The sequence below is a fragment of the Rhizobium sp. MHM7A genome (assembly GCF_005862215.1).
Classification (GTDB): Bacteria; Pseudomonadota; Alphaproteobacteria; order Rhizobiales; family Rhizobiaceae; genus Rhizobium; species Rhizobium bangladeshense.
The window spans coordinates 246,304-262,859 of the sequence record NZ_VCHT01000010.1 but is presented as its reverse complement, the minus strand read 5'-3'; the positions used below and the strand labels follow the sequence as shown (position 1 = coordinate 262,859).

Annotated in this window: 15 protein-coding genes; 1 reads left to right on the top strand and 14 read right to left on the bottom strand. The window is 59.8% G+C overall.

Annotated elements, in window-relative coordinates:
- Nucleotides 1–131: 131 nt before the first annotated feature.
- Entirely contained in the window at nucleotides 132–1,493 is a 1,362-nt protein-coding gene (locus tag FFR93_RS28040) for an ABC transporter substrate-binding protein (protein ID WP_064710796.1), read from the bottom strand.
- A 296-nt stretch (nucleotides 1,494–1,789) separates the two neighbouring features.
- Here FFR93_RS28040 and FFR93_RS28035 point away from each other — a divergent pair, with 296 nt between their 5' ends.
- Complete coding sequence (locus FFR93_RS28035; RefSeq protein WP_138395543.1) at nucleotides 1,790–2,815, top strand: substrate-binding domain-containing protein; 1,026 nt, start codon at nucleotides 1,790–1,792, stop codon at nucleotides 2,813–2,815.
- A 436-nt stretch (nucleotides 2,816–3,251) separates the two neighbouring features.
- On the opposite strand, the gene FFR93_RS28025 is transcribed toward FFR93_RS28035, so the two are convergent.
- The 13 genes from FFR93_RS28025 to fliQ all read right to left on the bottom strand — a co-directional run bounded on the left by FFR93_RS28025 (nucleotide 3,252) and on the right by fliQ (nucleotide 16,524).
- Nucleotides 3,252–4,679: a TRAP transporter large permease subunit gene (locus FFR93_RS28025; RefSeq protein ID WP_138395542.1), complete on the bottom strand. Its 1,428-nt coding sequence runs from the start codon at nucleotides 4,677–4,679 to the stop codon at nucleotides 3,252–3,254.
- Nucleotides 4,676–5,323 carry a TRAP transporter small permease subunit gene (locus FFR93_RS28020; RefSeq protein ID WP_138395541.1) on the bottom strand — a complete coding sequence of 216 codons (648 nt, stop codon included), beginning with the start codon at nucleotides 5,321–5,323 and terminating at the stop codon, nucleotides 4,676–4,678. The genes FFR93_RS28025 and FFR93_RS28020 overlap by 4 nt, the downstream gene beginning before the upstream one ends.
- Before the next feature lie 59 nt (nucleotides 5,324–5,382).
- Nucleotides 5,383–6,513: a TRAP transporter substrate-binding protein gene (locus FFR93_RS28015; protein WP_064709894.1), complete on the bottom strand. Its 1,131-nt coding sequence runs from the start codon at nucleotides 6,511–6,513 to the stop codon at nucleotides 5,383–5,385.
- 588 nt (nucleotides 6,514–7,101) lie between these two features.
- The gene (gene folD, locus FFR93_RS28010; RefSeq protein WP_064710791.1) at nucleotides 7,102–8,001 is read right to left on the bottom strand and encodes a bifunctional methylenetetrahydrofolate dehydrogenase/methenyltetrahydrofolate cyclohydrolase FolD; all 900 of its coding nucleotides are present in this window, start codon (nucleotides 7,999–8,001) and stop codon (nucleotides 7,102–7,104) included.
- A 120-nt stretch (nucleotides 8,002–8,121) separates the two neighbouring features.
- Nucleotides 8,122–9,882 carry a hypothetical protein gene (locus tag FFR93_RS28005; RefSeq protein ID WP_064709892.1) on the bottom strand — a complete coding sequence of 587 codons (1,761 nt, stop codon included), beginning with the start codon at nucleotides 9,880–9,882 and terminating at the stop codon, nucleotides 8,122–8,124.
- 180 nt (nucleotides 9,883–10,062) lie between these two features.
- The gene (locus tag FFR93_RS28000) at nucleotides 10,063–10,902 is read right to left on the bottom strand and encodes a WecB/TagA/CpsF family glycosyltransferase (protein ID WP_064710789.1); all 840 of its coding nucleotides are present in this window, start codon (nucleotides 10,900–10,902) and stop codon (nucleotides 10,063–10,065) included.
- A 387-nt stretch (nucleotides 10,903–11,289) separates the two neighbouring features.
- On the bottom strand, nucleotides 11,290–11,829 hold the full coding sequence (locus tag FFR93_RS27995; RefSeq protein ID WP_138395540.1) for a hypothetical protein: 540 nt from the start codon (nucleotides 11,827–11,829) through the stop codon (nucleotides 11,290–11,292).
- Nucleotides 11,829–12,194 (bottom strand): hypothetical protein, encoded by a 366-nt coding sequence (locus FFR93_RS27990; protein ID WP_003556590.1) that lies wholly within the window; start codon nucleotides 12,192–12,194, stop codon nucleotides 11,829–11,831. The genes FFR93_RS27995 and FFR93_RS27990 overlap by 1 nt, the downstream gene beginning before the upstream one ends.
- A 121-nt stretch (nucleotides 12,195–12,315) precedes the next feature.
- Nucleotides 12,316–12,879, bottom strand: a complete 564-nt coding sequence (locus FFR93_RS27985; RefSeq protein ID WP_138395539.1) for a rod-binding protein — start codon at nucleotides 12,877–12,879, stop codon at nucleotides 12,316–12,318.
- Nucleotides 12,880–12,910: 31 nt separating this feature from the next.
- Complete coding sequence (locus FFR93_RS27980) at nucleotides 12,911–13,324, bottom strand: hypothetical protein (protein WP_064710786.1); 414 nt, start codon at nucleotides 13,322–13,324, stop codon at nucleotides 12,911–12,913.
- Between the two features lie 7 nt (nucleotides 13,325–13,331).
- Nucleotides 13,332–14,084 carry a flagellar biosynthetic protein FliR gene (fliR, locus tag FFR93_RS27975; RefSeq protein WP_138395538.1) on the bottom strand — a complete coding sequence of 251 codons (753 nt, stop codon included), beginning with the start codon at nucleotides 14,082–14,084 and terminating at the stop codon, nucleotides 13,332–13,334.
- On the bottom strand, nucleotides 14,081–16,168 hold the full coding sequence (flhA, locus tag FFR93_RS27970) for a flagellar biosynthesis protein FlhA (RefSeq protein WP_138395537.1): 2,088 nt from the start codon (nucleotides 16,166–16,168) through the stop codon (nucleotides 14,081–14,083). The genes fliR and flhA overlap by 4 nt, the downstream gene beginning before the upstream one ends.
- A gap of 89 nt (nucleotides 16,169–16,257) precedes the next feature.
- The gene (fliQ, locus tag FFR93_RS27965) at nucleotides 16,258–16,524 is read right to left on the bottom strand and encodes a flagellar biosynthesis protein FliQ (RefSeq protein WP_064709885.1); all 267 of its coding nucleotides are present in this window, start codon (nucleotides 16,522–16,524) and stop codon (nucleotides 16,258–16,260) included.
- Between the last annotated feature and the right edge of the window lie 32 nt (nucleotides 16,525–16,556).

Sequence of the window (16,556 nt, the reverse complement as noted above, 5' to 3'; positions counted from 1 at the left end):
GAGTCAAGGCCGGTCACCGTCAATCCATTCGTATTGCCCAATCACAATATTCCTGCGATGGCCGGGCTGTTGGCGAGCCCGGCCAGTCATGCAGGCCATGCCGCCGGCAAACCGGCGGCATATCTGACTGATTACTTGATGCCGTCCCAGGCGCTCTGGATTTCGCCGGCCGCCTCTTCGGCGGACTTGCCGCCGACGAAATCGACCATGCCCGTCCAGAAGGCGCCGGCGCCGATCTTGCCCGGCATCAGGTCGGAACCGTCAAAGCGGAAGGTAGTGGCGGAAGTCAGGATCTCGCCTTCCTTCTTCATCTGCGGATTGGCGTAAGCCTCGGTGCTGACGCTCTTGTATGGCGTCAGGAAACTCGACTGCGCCATCCATACCTCGTGCGCGATCGGGGTCTTCAGGAAGTCGATGAAGGCACGAGCCGCCTTCGAATCCTTGGCGATCGAGACGAGCGTGCCGGCGCCGAGAACCGGCTTGCCGAGTTCCGGTTTCGAGGCATAGGTCGGCATGTAGAAGAAGTCGGCATCCTGGCCGAGTTTCGTGCCCTCAGGGAAGAAGGACGGAATGAACGAGGCCTGATGGTGCATGTAGCACTTCGGCGGAACGGCGAAGAGGCCCTTCGGGCTGTCGCGGAAATCGGTCGAAGCCACGGCAGCCACGCCGCCATCGACATATTTCTCGTTCTTGGCGAACTTGCCGAACTCGTCGATCGCGGCAACGACGGCCGGATCGGTGAACTTCAGCTCGTTGGTCGTCCACTTGTCATAGGCTTCGGGCGGCTGCATGCGCAGCATGATGTCCTCGACCCAATCGGTCGCCGGCCAGCCGGTGGCGCCGCCGGAGCCAAGACCGATGCACCAGGGAACGCCGCCGTCCTTGACGATCTGGTCGGTCAGGGCATGCAGCTCTTCCATGGTCGTCGGAATCTTATAGCCGGCTTCCTCGAAATTCTCCGGAACGTACCAGACGAGCGACTTGACGTCGGCCTTGTAAGGGAAGGAATAGAAAGCTTCCTTGCCGTCCTTGCCCTTGTAGGTGCCGTAACCGACCCAGCTGTCGCCTGCGCCGTAATTGTCCTTGATCCATTTGGAATTGTCGTCACCAAGCGGCGTCAGGAAGCCTTTGCTGGCGAGATCGGCCAGAAGGCCCGGCTGCGGCAGAATGGCGATGTTCGGCGGCGAGCCCGCCTGCGTGTCGATGACGATCTGCTGTTCGTAGTTTTCGGAAGAAGAGTACTTTGCGTCGACCCCGGTCGCTTCGGTGAAATAGGCGAGAACGCTCATGAAGAACGCCTCATCCTCTCCGCGCCACGGCCCGAAGATCGTCAGGGGCTGCCCCTTCAGATCGGCATGCGCGGCCTTGAACTCGTCATAGCTCTTCCAGTTGAATTTGGAATCCTGTCCAGGGGCAAATTTCAGATCGGCCGCGGACGCAGCTCCAGCAAAGAGCGCCGCAACGGCAACGCCCATCAAAAATGACTTTTTCATGTGATCAACCTCCCATCACAATCCCAACCGCGCCGAATTTCCTTAAGAAAGAAATTTCAAAGCGCTTTGACACCCAACTCATTTCACTTTCGGTGGAACGAAGTCAAGTCATTTCGCGAGAATCCCTCCCGAGCGGGGGAATATCCCGGCGCAGCAGCGCCTATCGTGGAAATATGGAGCGATTTTTCTTGAGTCAAGCGCTTGAGATGATACATAATTGAAAGCGCTTTGGATGCCATTTGAAGGCGGGAGACCTTTTAAGGCGGCTGAGGGCGGGCCGGGAGGAAGCATAGCAGGTGAATCTCAAACAGCTATCGGAAATGCTTGGGCTTTCGCAGACGACGGTGAGCCGGGCGCTGAACGGCTATCCCGAGGTCAATGAAGCGACTCGGGAGCGCGTGCTTCAGGCCGTCAAGGAAACCGGATACCGGCCGAACAAGGCTGCCCAGCGGCTCGCAACCGGCAAGGCAGGCTCGATCGGCCTCGTCATGCCGACGGCGCCGGGCCACCAATCCGACGTCCATTTCGGCGAATTTCTGGCTGGGCTCGGCGAGGAGGCCGTGCGCCATGATTTCCATTTCGTCATCATGCCGTCCGACCCGGATGATGAGGTAGCGGCGCTCCGGCGGCTTGCGATCAGCGGCAATGTCGACGCGCTGTTCATTGCCTATATGCGCGCTCACGACCCGCGGCTCGCCATGCTGAAATCGCTCTCCATGCCCTATGTCGTGCACGGCCGCTCCTTCGGCGCGGAGCCGGATTATCCCTATCTCGACATTGATAACGAAGGGGCTTTCTACGACGCGACGCGGCTCTTGCTGCAGCTCGGCCATACGCGCTTTGCCCTGATGAACGGTCCAATGCATCTCGATTTCGCCATCCGCAGAAGGAACGGCGTCATCTCAGCCCTTGCCGAACGCGGCCTCACGCTCGAGGAGCATTGCATGAACCACGCGCTGATGACGGACGAACAGGGCCTGCTGGCGATGGAAAGGTTCCTGCAACTTCCGGAGCGGCCGACGGCGATCCTCTGCTCCAGCACGGTGATGGCGCTCGGGGCAATCCGCGCGGTCAACCAGGCGGGATTGCGGCTCGGCGACGACATTTCGCTGATCGCCCATGACGATGTGCTGCCGCTATTGAAGCCGGAAAACTTCTCGGTGCCGCTGACGACGACACGCTCCTCGCTGCGGTCGGCAGGCGTCCGCATCGCGCAGCGGCTGATCGGCACAGTGAAACAGGGCGGCCCCTTTCCCGACCAGGAGCTGTGGAAAACCGAACTGATCGTCAGGGCCTCGACCGGCCCTGCCCCGCAGACATAGAGCATTCTCTGTTTGGCAAGTCCGGAGAAGAGCTAGCGCGACCCCGGTAAATCGGCGACCCGTTAACCGGAAGTTCGCGTAACGACGGGTGCCTCTCGCTTTCACAGGGAGGGGCCATGGGTGATCAATTTCCAAGCCAAGAGCCCGTAAGTCGATGGACGAAGGGGCTTTTTGCAGCGGATTGCCGTCACGAAAGGGCGGCGGTTGAACGATTGCAGTCTATCCAGACGATTTCGACGGGCGTCGCCGAAAGAGCTGATCCCAGATGTCGTACCCCGCAGGGACAATCCCGATCAGCAGTGCAGCGGCCAAATCGAACCGTGGAACAAACGCCAGGATGACTGCGCAGAACGCGACAAGCGTCCCGAATGCAAATATTGCAAAAAACCGGCTTCTGTTCATCGGTCTATTCTTTCGGAATGGGCCAGACACTGCGTCATCTCTGTCCTCCATAGAGCAAATTCGGCAGCATGTAGACGATGCTCGGGAACAGATAGATGATCACCATGCAGAGAATGACGATCAACATATAGGGCATCATGCCGCGGAAGATGTCGGTCAGTTTGACATGCTGAGGCGAGACGCCCTTCAAGTAGTATGCCGACATCGCCATGGGTGGTGATAGGAAGGCCGTCTGCAGGTTGATTGCCACGAGGATACCGAAGAACAGCGGATCGATCCCAAAATGCGGCAGCAGCGGAATGAAGATCGGGATGAAGATGACTATGATTTCGGTCCATTCCAGAGGCCAGCCGAGAAGGAAGATGATGATCTGGGCCAGGATCAGGAACATCAGCGGCGACATGTCCAGGCCGGTCACGAAGTCACTGATGAACTGTTGGCCGCCGAGATAGGCGAATACCGACGCGAAGGTCGCCGAACCGACGAACAACCAGCAGACCATCGCGGTCGTTCGCGCCGTCAGATACACCGACTCCTTCAGTCGCTGCCAGGTCAGCGCCCGATAGGCCGCAGCAAGCGCCAGTCCCCCCAATGCGCCGATTGCGGCGGCTTCCGACGGCGTTGCCAGGCCAAAGAGAATGGCACCGAGCACCGCAAGAATCAGAAAGGCGAGCGGCGCGAAGGATGTAAGCATCATCCAGGCGAGTTGGACCGGCGTGTGCTCGCCCACATCTTCTTTCGTTGGCCGCGGCGCCAGTTGCGGCTGCAGGATTGCTCGCACCACGACATAGATGAGATAAAGCCCCGCCAGGGCGAGGCCGGGCAGGAGCGCCGCCGCATACATTCGGACGACCGAGATCCCGGAGGTGGCCGCATAGACGATCAGCAGGATGGAAGGCGGGATCAGGATCCCGAGCGTCCCGCCCGCGCAGATCACGCCCGTCGCGTAGCGCACGTCGTATTTCGCCTTCAGCATCGCTGGCAGGGCGAGCAGTCCCATCAACGTCACCACGGCCCCGACGATGCCGGTTGCCGTGGCAAAGAGTGTGCAGGTGGCCAGGGCCGCGACCGCCATCGAGCCGGGCACCTGGCGCGTGACGCTGAATAGCGTCGTGAACAGCCGATCGACGATGTTGGCTCGCTCGACGATGTAGCCCATGAACAGGAACAGCGGGATAGCCGTCAGCACGTCGTTCTGGATGACCGAGTAGGTCTGGTTGACGAACAGATCGAAGACCCGGTTGTTGAAGAAACCGCCGATCCAGGTCTCCGCCAGTGTAAAGGCATCGCCGCCGGATTCGAGCGCGCGGTCATAGCCGCGCCACATGCGGCCGGCATCGAAATAGGCATAGTATCCGAAGCCGACACCCAGAGCCATCAAGGTGAACGCCACCGGGAAGCCGAGGAAGATGGCGAGGATCAGGATGAGGAGCATCCCGACGGCGATATGTGCGTCCGTCATTGAGCGTCCCGATCCCGTGGTTCACGTCCAGCGTCCAGTTCCCGCGACGGAAGGAAACCCTCGTCCTCGGACTTGAGCACGTCCAGGCTTTTGGTTTCCAGTAGTACCTTTTCCAGTTCTTCGACATCTTCGGCCTGCTTCGGCCATTCGCCCGTCCTTATGCAGAGAATGCAGCGGAAGACCTGCGCCACGCCCTGCAGGAACAGGAGAATGCCGGCGGCGACGATCACGGCCTTGAACTCGAAGATCGGCACACCGGCGGGACTGTTGGAACTGACCTCCAGGTAGCGCCAACTGCGTGCGGCATATTTCCAGCCCGAGAACACAAGCGCGGTTATCCCGGGAAAGAAAAAGATGAAGTACAACACCAGTTCCAGCCTGGCCTGCGTCCGCGGTTTCCAGAGCCGGTAGATGAAGTCGCCGCGCACATGGCCATTACGCGAGAGGGTATACGCTCCCGCCATCATGAAGATCGCTCCATAGAGCATGTAGCTCAGATCGAAGGCCCAGGGGGTCGGCGCGCGAAAGAGGTAGCGTGCAACAACCTCATAGCCGACGCCGAAGGCCATGATGAGTATCCCCCACGCGAACACCTTGCCGAACCACGCCGACAAATCGTCGGCGAATGCAATGTAACGGAGCATGCAAGCGCCTCCCTAACCTCGATGAGGGGCGAGGCCCGGAAATACCGGGCCTTCACCATCTATTTTCCGAGGTTCAATTTTCCAGGGAAATAGTGCTCATAGGCGAGTGCGAGATCGGCGGAGTTCATCAATTCGTAGTACACGACCCTCTCCACCCACTGCCGCTGACTGTCGAGCACCTTCTTCATGAATGCATCCGCTTCAAGCGTCGGGATGATCGCATCCCAGGCCTTCAGTTGCGCATCCAGGATTTCCTTTGGAGTGCGGTGCACGGTCACGCCATGTTCGGCCTGGAGTTTTTGAAGGTCGCTTGAATAGTTGTCCATCGCGGACGCTGTAATCGCCGTGCTTGCAGCCTCCACGCCATATTCCAGGATCGCCTGCAGATCGGCGGGAAGGTCGTCAAACACATCCTTGTTGAAGAGGAACTCGAAAGATTCGCTCGCTTGATGGTAGGACGACAGCATGTAGTTCTTGGCGACATCCTGCGAACCAAACCGTATGTCAGAGGAGGGATTGTTGAACTCGAAGGCGTCGATGACACCTCGCTCCATTGCCGGCACGATCTCGCCGCCCGGAAGTTGAGCGACGCTCATGCCCATATTCTGCATGAGATCGGCGGCGAGCCCGACCGTCCGATATTTGAGGCCGTTGATGTCGTTCACGGTCGCGACCGGGTTCTTGAACCAGCCGAACGGCTGCGCGGGCATCGGGAAGCCATAGAAGCCGTAAATGTTCAGCCCCATGATGTCCTGGGTGAGTTCTCGGTAGAGATCCTTGCCGCCGCCTTGATGGAACCATCCAAGCATGGTGGTTGCGCTGCCGCCGAATACCGGCCCGGTACCGAAGAGGGAAGCTGCCTTGTGCTTTCCGTACCAATAGACGGGAACGGTGTGGGCTGCGTCGATCACGCCGTCGTTGACGCCGTCGAGCACCTGAAACGCGCCGACGACCGTACCGGCAGGCATTAGTTCGAACTTCAGGCGTCCGCCGGACATTCGTTCGACCCGTTCGACGTACAGACGCGCAAAATCCATCCAGATGTCCGACGCGGGCCAGGATGTTTGCATTTTAATGACGGTGGGTGCCTGGGCCAGCACCGCCGGGGCGGCAAGAGCCCCAACTGCGGTTACTCCAACAAGCGTAGATGCTCCCAGCAACTCTCGACGCGATACTGCCTTTTTGCTCATTGTTCTTCCTCCCTGGATTGTTGTCGAATTCTCCCTAGTCTGCATAGTTGAAGAAGAAGACTTCCCAACCTTTTCGCGATCGGTATCGACAACTGATTGTTCTCATTTGTCTAATATACACACTTTTTGCAATTCTGACAGACGTTCAAGTGTTGTTGAGGACAGCCTGGGGCTGTGGTCCAACGGCCAGGGCACAGTACCGCTACTCCGCGTTGTCCGGACTACCTCAGCTTAGAAAGTAAAAGCTGCTTTCGCCCGCCAACGATGAACTGGAGCCATGTGCTGAACTCGAACCATGTGCTCGTTCTTGATCGCCTTCGTCCCAAGTCGATTAAGCCGACGAGAGCCGACGTCCACACATGGCGCACAGATGTCTCTCGTCAAACCAATGCTATGGCCGCTTTCGGGGAGCGGCAACAATTGCCTCTATGACCGAGAAGGCGGCGCGAAGCTGTCATGGCTGAGCCATGGTAAAGCAGTCGAAGAGATGCGAATTCGCGACCAGCAAAAAGTTTCGAACAACAGGGGCTAAAGGCGCGCCGGATGAATCGAATTTCATACGACGCTCTTTAGCGGCTTGCGTTGCAATCAGAACTGCGGCGGCGTCTGCCCCGCGGCGCGATGAGCGGCGATGACGGTGTTGGCCATCAGCATGGCGATGGTCATCGGCCCGACGCCGCCTGGAACCGGCGTGATGGTGCCGGAGACGGTGGAGACCTCGGCAAAGGCGACGTCGCCGACGAGCCGGGTCTTGCCCTCGCCCTTGTCGGGAGCCGGCACGCGGTTGATGCCGACATCGATCACCGTCGCGCCGGGCTTGACCCAATCAGCCCTGACCATCTCCGGCCGGCCGACGGCGGCCACCAGAATGTCGGCGTTGCGGCAGACCTCGGCGAGATTCTTGGTTCTCGAATGGGCGATCGTCACCGTCGCATTGGCGTTGAGCAGCAATTGCGCCATGGGCTTGCCGAACAGGTTGGAGCGGCCGATGACCACGGCGTTGAGGCCGGAGAGATCCTCGCCGTGGGTGCGGCGGACGAAGACCATGGCGCCGGCCGGCGTACAGGAGACCAGACCGGTCTTCAGATCGCCGGTGGCGAGCTTGCCGGCATTGACGACGCTCAGGCCGTCGACATCCTTTTCCGGCAGGATCGACTGGATGATCGGCTCGCTGTCGAGCGGCTTCGGCAAAGGCAATTGCACGAGGATGCCGTGGATCGAAGGATCGGCGTTGAGGGTGGCGACGAGGCTTGCCAGTTCCTCCTGTTTCGTCTCGACAGGCAGCGTGTGCTGGACGGACTTGAAGCCGCATTCCTTGGCCATGCGGCTCTTGGAGCCCACATAGGCGTGGCTTGCCGGATCGTCGCCGACAATGATGACGGCAAGGCCGGTGGTGACGCCGCTGCTCTTTTCCAGCGCCGCCGTCGCACTCTTGACCGTCTGAATTACGGATGCAGCTACGTTCTTGCCGTCGATTACTGTCGTCACGCGTCTCTCCGCCCTGTTTCGCGTCAATCTAGGGATAGTTGACGAGCGTCAAATGCCCGCTAACGCCCTATCCTGTCGGAAAGCGGCAAGGCAATATCAAACTTGCAAGGAAATGGATCGTCAACGCAGCGGCTGCCGCGTTTCCATTACATGAAACCTAAGCCGGTCCCGCAGGCCTGAGATCTCGGAGCGCAGCACTTCGATCTCATCGACCGCCGCCGGCATGGGCGACGGTGGCGGAGACGGGACGGACGGTGGCACGGGCATTTCCGATGCGGGAACAGCAACGGCTTTGCGCAAGGACAGCAGGAAAGCCAGGGCAAGACCGATTGCCAAGCCAGCGGCGGCTCCGGCCAGCGCGCGGCCGGTCAGACTATTCGTTGCCGATACGGTCGACGCCAGCGGCGGCTTCAGCACGGTCATATCACCACCGTCGGCTGCCCCCGATGCGGGCGCAGCGTCCTCCAGCCGCGAGCGCGCTGCACTCGCCTTCTCGCGTAGCTCGATCAACCGTGACAGATCGACGCCGGTATCGCGGCTCTGGGCGATCAGCGTGTTGCGACGGTCGTTCAGGCTCTTGCGCGCATCGACCGCAGCTTTGGCAGCGGCATTGGCGAGTTGGGTAAGCCGGGCAAGCTCCCTTCCCATGTTCTCCTTGAGACCCTCCGTTTCGGCCTGCTGCTGCAACAGGCGCGGATGGCGCGGGCCGAGCTCGGCCGAAAGCTGCGCAAGCGTCGTCCTTGCGACCGCATATTTGTCGCGCCAGTCCTGCAGCGCCGGCGAGAGCATATCGGAGGGGAGCGAGCCATCCAGCACGCCCGCAAGCTTCGCCGCCTTCAACCGGTCGGCTTGCGCCTTGGCGGCGAGAATGTTCTGGTCTGCCTCTTTCAGATCGGCGTCGAGCCGGTCGATCTGACGGCGAAGATCGATCGCCACCTTGACGTTGCCCTCGCCGCTCTTTGCCGTGAAGGCGGCAAGCTCCGCCTTCGCCTCGTCATAGGCCTTGCGTAGAGCGGCGTCGGTTTCAGCGCTCCGGCCGCGGCCGCTGCCTGCGGAAACCGCTTCGGCAAGCCGTGCGGCGATACGCATGGATTTGCCGCTGTCGCCGGTCGTCACCCTGACGAGGATCGTGCCGGCGACGGCATCGGGCACGATCTCGATCGCCTGTTTCAGCGTGGCCTCGGCGCGTGAGGCCGGATCGGCTGCAGCACCGGTGGCCGAGAGGAGATCGAACGCAACACCGAGAGCATTGGCACTGGAGCCGGCAAACTCCGGATCGCGATCAAGTTTCAGCGCAGCGACCGTCGAGGCCACCATGCGCCCCGATAGCAGCCCCTTCGCCGCAGCCTGCGTGAAGGCGGCGCGGCTTGCCGCATCCGTCTTTACCGCGAGCGTCGTCTCGGCCCGGTAGAGGGCCGGCGAGACCGGCATCGTCGACGACAGGCCCGCGCCGAGAATCGTCCCGGCAACCACCGTCATGACGAGGCCAAAGCGACCGGCGCGCCGACGCGGCGGTGCCGGTCGGGGCCCAGCAAGGTCTCCACGAATTGCGGTGAGCGGTTGAAGGGGAATTGCCGGTTCTTCGATCGCAGCGCTCGGCTCTGCATGACCGGCCGGCCCCGGCGCAAGAGGACTGCCGATGTCGTTGGCGGCCTGCAGGCGATTGCCAAGGATGGTTTCGATGCGGTCGACGAGCGGCGCCGGGCCGGCCGCTTTTGCGCGCTGCTCTTCCAGCGCGCGGCCGATGGCGCGCAAGAGTTCGGCCTCGGGCGAGGCGATATCTGCCCCCTTCGTCCGCGGTAGGCGATAGGCATCGTCAAAGTGACGCTGCCCCGCGGCTGCGCGATCCTGAAAGCTGCTTCTGGCCCTGATATCGTACATTTGCGCCACATCTCATGCACATGATGGCCGAGTTCGCTCATCCGCGCGCGTTGCAGATGATTAAGCGACACTAAACATTCATGGCAAAGAAATCGTTAACTGCGGCGGGCAAGAATTGCGATCCGATTTCAAATGTCGATCGCAGTGTCTGCGCGCCAGGAACGCGTGGGCGCCGCAGGCTCAGCTCGCCTTCTTGCGTTCGGCCGGCGGCTGCACGACGCTACGCTGCTCTTCCGGGTGGCTGAGAATTCTTTCGCGCCGGCGGAAGCGATAGCGCAGGACATGGAAGAGGAAGACCGGAATGCCGACGACGTAGCGCCGCCAGAGGCGCGCAGGCTCCTGTATCAGGCGATAGGCCCACTCCAGGCGCATCATCCGCACGGTCTTCGGCGCCCGCGGAACGGCGCCGGAGACGAAGTCGAAGAGAGCGCCGACGGTGAGCACCAGGCGCGCATGGTCGGCTCGAATATTGTCGTGAACCCATTTCTCCTGCAGCGGCGTCCCCATGCCGACGATCAGAATATCGAGCTTCTGGCGCTCGACTTCCTCGATGACATCCGTGGAATCGACCTTGTCGAAAAAGCCATCGGAAATAACGACAAATTCATGCCAGGGCGTGTGCTTGCGGAAATTTTCCGCCGCCGCATCGACGACCGAGCGCTTGCCGCCGATAAGGCCGATGCGGCGCGGGGCCTCCATGAAGGTGAGGAAAGCCGGCACGAAATCGGTGCCGTTCAGATTGGCGGGAAACGGCGCACCATGGGCAATCTGCGAGGCGATGTTAAGACCGATGCCATCCGGCAGCACCAGATTGTGCGACATGATCCGGTAATATTCATCGTCACCCAACGCCGTCAGCATGTTATGGGCGTTGACGAAGCAAACCACGGTCTGGCCGACAGGAATGGAGGCCAGCTCGTTGATAAAAACGAGGGCATCGTCCCAGCCGAGATCGCAGACCGGCAGATCGAAGATCGTCCGCCGCGACGCAAGCACCGCGAAGTTTGCAATCAAGTTCATTCCTACCTCCTGCCGAGGGTGCGTCATGCGCCCGACATCCCGGAAAACAAGCCCATATTCCGCACCCCGGAGGTCTTCGAAAGGACCGGTCGCGTCAGGCATGGAACGGCGTCGCCCCGATCACGAAAACGGCGCATGCCAAGCTGTGCCGCCTGATATAGCAGGATGGGTTCAAACAACCCTTAGGAAAATTCCTTAGATTTTTATGCTCGCATAAGTAGTTTGTTAACCAATACGGCCGAAATGGAAACGGCGCCCGAAGGCGCCGTTTGTGCATCTAAACCGCGTCGCGATCGTTCAGATTCGCTCTTCGCGCTTTAACCTTTGTTTTTTGGCAGGTGGTTATCGCAAAACCGCCGCACACGGTTGCGCACGTGCTCCATTGTTTCAATGGGCGGCTGGAGCCGGCGCACCCTCAGCGGGCGCGCCTTCGACGATCTTGACCGGGGCGCCGAGCTTCTTCGTCTCACCGGCAGCATTTTGCTTGATCTCCTGCTTGGAGAGATAGTCGAGCTGCTCCAGCATAACGTCGGCGACATACTCGCCACCGAGGCGCTCGTTCATGCCCTTCTTGATCTGCTCGCGGAAGGCTTTCGGGTCGAAGGATTTGATGCGAGTGAGGTCGATCATCTTGTTGCCGACGAGAAGGCTGAAAAGTTGGTCGGTCGTCATCTCGGTCAGCGGCAAGGTTACGCCCTTCAACATGTCCTTGTTCATCATGAAGGAGATACGGCCGAGGAAATAACCAGTGACCGCGCCGTCTGAGATAACCGGCACGGTGATCGTTTCACCCTTCACCAGTTCGAGCGCGCTCTGCTTGGAATCCGTTATCGCGGGAGCCGGCGCCGTCGCCAGGTACACCGAAAAATAGACCGAGGCCAAGGTGATGGCGCAAACCCAGATACCGGTGAGGACGAGCTTGACCATCAGTTTCCACGCGCGGCGAATTGTTCCTGGGAATAGGTGCCGTCGGCATCGGCGTCCTGAACCGCATTCTTCAGCAGGTCGGCAACGGCACGAACCGCTTCGAGATGTGCCTCGACGCGCCGGGCGTTAAGAACCAGCTTCTTTTTCAGGCCGTGCAGTTGATCAAGATGGGCAGCCGCAAGCTCGGCCGGATCTGTATCGCGGAAAAGCATCGACAGCTCGTAGAGGCAGCGGCTCTTGTGGGCGTTGGAGACCTTGAGATCGAACTGCGGGTCGTTGCCGATCCGGGTGTTCTCATTGTCGATGATCATCTCGAGACGTCCGAGAACGGATTTAATCCTGTATTCGTTCGAAACTATTTCCATTGTACCCTCGGTTATGCGTCGCTTAGAGCACGATGCCGAAAGTGTGCGCGGTTTTCGGCAATATCATGCTTAACTATTTAATTTAGAATAGGAATCAGATTTTAGGCCAACAGGTCCAACATCATCCTGTTCTATCGATCTTGGAATCGGCGGTCGGCGTGCCGAAGGTCTTGCGCTGGAAGTCATCGATCATGCTGAGCGCGGTATTGCGATCATCATTATCAGTCGAGGCATTGACGACCCTGCCTTCCTGGCGGCGCAGAAGTTCGCTGTACATCTGCTTGGCGATGCCGATGCCGTCGCCCTTGGCCATGGTGTTGCCGAGCTGTTCGGCCATCATGCCCTTCCAGATATCGCCGGTCGCGCCCTTGCCGTAGACCTCTTCACTTTCGCTCGGCAGCATCGACTTGACGAAATTCTGCAGCACCATCGCCTCGAACTTCCGGTAGCTTTCCGGAACCTCCTCGGTCTTGGTGCGATTCTGAACGTTCGCAAGGCCGCTCTTCTGGCCGATTTGATCGAGAACGTCGACCGTATTGGTGAAACCCTTGCCGTTCTCGGCGAGGCTCGTTGCGGCAAAGGCCGCGCGATTTGCCTTCAACTTTTCCTGGGCCGCCTGAACCTCCATGGGGTCGGCGGCTTTAACCACGTCCAGGACCAGATCACTGGGGGGCGAAATAGCCACGTTACAATCCTCTGAATTAAGATCGTAACGACTATGGTTTTTGAAGCTTGCTGGAGGCTGGTGTTGCGAATTGCTGATCGATCACATCGTAAACGGCATTGTCGTCTGCCTCTCGGCGCTCCGCATCGAGGGCCGCTTTCATGCCCTCTTCCAGCCGATCGGCCTTGGCCCGCTCACGCGTCAGCCGCATCTCGTGGATCTGCTGCATGCCGGTCAGTTGCTGATCCTTGATGCTGAGCCTGCCGAATCGATCGGCATAATTTTGCGAGAAAGCGTGGTGGACAGGGTCCATCGAGCCAAGCGCGACTATGACGTCATCCATCGCCGCATTGACCTCGATGCGCTGACGGCTTGTTTCGGCCAGGTCGTTCTCCGCCATCCTTTCGATATGCCGCTGTACCGACAGGAGACGCTTGAGCTTTTGGGAACGGCTCTTCTCGATCATGACAGCCTCATCGCCCGATATAGATCGAGCCGAAGGATTGGCCGAACTGGCTGACCATCGCCGCAATCGAGACGTAAATCAGGAAGAGGCCGCCCATCAGCAGATAGGGCGTGGAAATGAAATAGACCGGGATCTGCGGCGCCAGCTTGTTGATGAAGCCGATCGAGACGTTGAAGATCAGGCCGTAGATCAGGAAGGGGCTCGACAACCGCAGCATGATGTAGGTGGTCTGCTCCAGCGTGTCGGTAAAGGAGATCAGTGTCGCGCGCATCTGCACCAGGCCGCCGAAGGGCATTGTCGTGTAAGAATCGATCAGGGCGCGAAAGACGATGTGGTGGAAATCCATGATGAAGAGAATCATGATGCCGGCAAAGGTGATGAAGGCGGAAAGGCTGGTCTCGGGCGTGTCTTCGATGACATCGGCAGAACCCGGCTGGGTATAGCCGACCATCATGGCGAGGATCGTCGCGGCGAATTGCATGCCGAGCGTATAGATCCTGGCCAGCATGCCGTACATCACGCCGATCAGTGATTCGCTGAAAATCAGGCCGATATAGGTTCCGGTTCCGGTGTGGACGGCCGGATAAACAGTGTCCCAGAGCAGGGGCATGACCGCGATCGACAGGGCGACGGCAATAAAGACACGCATCTGCTCGGGCACGCGGGCCGAGGAAAAACCCGGAAGGGCCAGCACACAGCCGCCGATCCGGCAGAAAACCAGAAACAGCGCGAGAACCGTCCCTTGCGGGTCTGTTATCATGAAATCGAGCCCAAAATCTTTATCTCGATGCCCTTGGCCAATTCGACATGCGAGAGGACCGGCAATGTGGCGAACAGTCGTTCGATGATCATGCGCACATAGGAGCGTGTTTCCGGCGAGGTGACAAGTGCGAATGGCAGGCCGCGATCCATGAACTCACGGATAACTTTGCTGGCCTGTTCGCTGAACTCCTCCAGGCTGCGCGGATCGATATCGAATTCGATCACCTCGCCCTTGGCATCGCGCTTCAGCGCCTGGTGGAAGGCAAGATCCCATTTGCTGCCGAGCCTGAGCACGCGCAGTACGCCATTATCGGCGAGATCGCCGCAGAGCTGCTGGGCCATGCGGATGCGGACATGCTCGACGATCTGCTCGGTCTTGCGGACATGCGGAGCAAGCTCGGCCACAGCTTCAAGAATGAGATGCAGGTTGCGGATCGAAACGCGTTCGGCAAGCAGGAGCTTGAGCACCGCCTGCAGGCCCGAATAGGACATGTGCGACGAGCAGATCTCATCGGCAAGCTTCTTGTATTCCGGATCGAGGCGATCGATCAGCACCTTGACGTCCTTGTAGGAAAGAAGCTGCGGCAGGTTGTTGCGAATGACCTCGCTCATATGTGTGAGCACCACCGAGACATTGTCGATCGGCTGGAAGCCTTCGCGTTTCAGATCGTCGGCGAAGTTTTCGAGTATCGAGACGGCCGGCATGCCGAAAGCGGGTTCGCGAATTTCATCACCGGGAATGCTCGGGCGCCGGCCGGCGCCGGTGACGACGAGGACCTCGCCGACGCGCAGCAGATTGGAGGCGACCGTCGTGCCATGAATACGGATCTGATAGGACTTCTCGGGGATGCCGATATCGTCCGTCACCTTGATTTCCGGCACGACGAAGCCGTATTGCGTCGCGAACTTCTTGCGCATCTTGCCGACGCGGAAGGCGAGCTCCTGATGGGCGCCGAGCAGACGGGTGGAGACCATCTTGCCGAGCGCGAGCTCGATTTCGGAGGTGCGGAGCACCGACTTGACCGAATCCTTCTCCAGCTCCTTGCTCTGCACGACCTTCTTTTCCTCCTGTTCGCGGCGAAGCTTGTTTTCAGCCTCGACCTGACGCGGAATGAACCAGGCGCCAAAAGCGAGAAGACCGCCAAGCACCACGAACGGGACAAACGGCAGGCCCGGCATCAAGGCCAGGACCAGCATCAGCACGGCCGAGACGGAAAGCGCGCGGGGATAACCGCTCAACTGGTTGACAACGGCCTGATCGGTGGAGCCGGTGGTGCCGCCGCGGGAAACGAGAAGGCCGGCTGCGAGCGAAACGATGAGGGCCGGCATTTGCGAGACGAGGCCGTCGCCAACCGAGAGCTTGACGAAGACGTCGGCCGCTTCGCCGATCGGCATGCCGTGGCGGAAATAGCCGATGATAATGCCGCCGAAGACGTTGATAGCTGTAATGATGAGGCCGGCAACGGCATCGCCGCGCACGAACTTCGACGCACCGTCCATCGCACCGAAGAAGGAGCTTTCCTCTTCGAGCTCCCGGCGCCGGCGCTGAGCCTCCTTCTCGTCGATGATGCCGGCCGAGAGATCGGCATCGATCGACATCTGCTTGCCGGGGATGGCATCCAAGGTAAATCGCGCGCCGACTTCGGCAATACGTGTCGCACCCTTGGTGATGACGATGAAATTGATGGTGATGAGAATGAGGAAGACGATCAGACCGATGACGAAGTCGCCGGACATGACGAGACTGGCGAAACCGGCAATGACGCCGCCGGCCGCATCGTGGCCCTCATTGCCGTGAGACAGGATGACGCGGGTCGTGGCGATGTTCAGCGCCAGCCGGGTCATCGTCGCGATCAGCAGGATGGTTGGGAAAGACGAGAAATCGAGCGGCTTCTGAATCCACAGCGCGACCATCAGGATCAGCACCGAAAAGGCGATCGAGAAGGCCAGTCCCATATCGATCAGGAACGGCGGGATCGGCAGGAAGAGAATGCAGATGATGACGACGATGCCGAGAGCAAAACCGACATCGCGCAGGCTCGGGGCGACTTTGGGAAGGGGGAGTGCAGGTGGTTGCGCCATAAGAGTTCCGTCTCTTCATGAGAGGTGGCGGATTTGAATCCGCCCTATTCGGAGCGACAGTTAAATGGCGAAGCTTGCGCGAAGGTGGCTCAGAAGCCGGACTGAATGCGCGAAAAGACCAGATTGGTGAAAATTGAGATCTGCGAGCCGATGAAAGGGGCAGTGATGCCGACCGTAACGAGCACGGCGACGATCTTCGGCACGAAGGTCAGCGTGGCCTCCTGCACCTGGGTCAAAGCCTGGATCAAGGCGATGACCAGACCCACCACCATCGCCGCTATGACGGCGGGACCGGCGGCAATCAGCACTGTCCAGATTGCGGCCTGGAAAAGATCCAATGCATCAGCTTCATTCATCCGAAGGCAACCTCATATCGCCTTGAAGCGGC

What these genes read in the sequence shown, in the direction of transcription:
- FFR93_RS28040 (WP_064710796.1), bottom strand. Translation starts at nt 1,493, where the DNA reads ATGAAAAAGTCATTTTTGATGGGCGTTGCCGTTGCGGCGCTCTTTGCT.
- FFR93_RS28025 (WP_138395542.1), bottom strand. Translation starts at nt 4,679, where the DNA reads ATGACGGACGCACATATCGCCGTCGGGATGCTCCTCATCCTGATCCTC.
- FFR93_RS28020 (WP_138395541.1), bottom strand. Translation starts at nt 5,323, where the DNA reads ATGCTCCGTTACATTGCATTCGCCGACGATTTGTCGGCGTGGTTCGGC.
- FFR93_RS28015 (WP_064709894.1), bottom strand. Translation starts at nt 6,513, where the DNA reads ATGAGCAAAAAGGCAGTATCGCGTCGAGAGTTGCTGGGAGCATCTACG.
- FFR93_RS28005 (WP_064709892.1), bottom strand. Translation starts at nt 9,882, where the DNA reads ATGTACGATATCAGGGCCAGAAGCAGCTTTCAGGATCGCGCAGCCGCG.
- FFR93_RS28000 (WP_064710789.1), bottom strand. Translation starts at nt 10,902, where the DNA reads ATGAACTTGATTGCAAACTTCGCGGTGCTTGCGTCGCGGCGGACGATC.
- FFR93_RS27995 (WP_138395540.1), bottom strand. Translation starts at nt 11,829, where the DNA reads ATGGTCAAGCTCGTCCTCACCGGTATCTGGGTTTGCGCCATCACCTTG.
- FFR93_RS27990 (WP_003556590.1), bottom strand. Translation starts at nt 12,194, where the DNA reads ATGGAAATAGTTTCGAACGAATACAGGATTAAATCCGTTCTCGGACGT.
- FFR93_RS27980 (WP_064710786.1), bottom strand. Translation starts at nt 13,324, where the DNA reads ATGATCGAGAAGAGCCGTTCCCAAAAGCTCAAGCGTCTCCTGTCGGTA.
- fliR (WP_138395538.1), bottom strand. Translation starts at nt 14,084, where the DNA reads ATGATAACAGACCCGCAAGGGACGGTTCTCGCGCTGTTTCTGGTTTTC.
- flhA (WP_138395537.1), bottom strand. Translation starts at nt 16,168, where the DNA reads ATGGCGCAACCACCTGCACTCCCCCTTCCCAAAGTCGCCCCGAGCCTG.
- fliQ (WP_064709885.1), bottom strand. Translation starts at nt 16,524, where the DNA reads ATGAATGAAGCTGATGCATTGGATCTTTTCCAGGCCGCAATCTGGACA.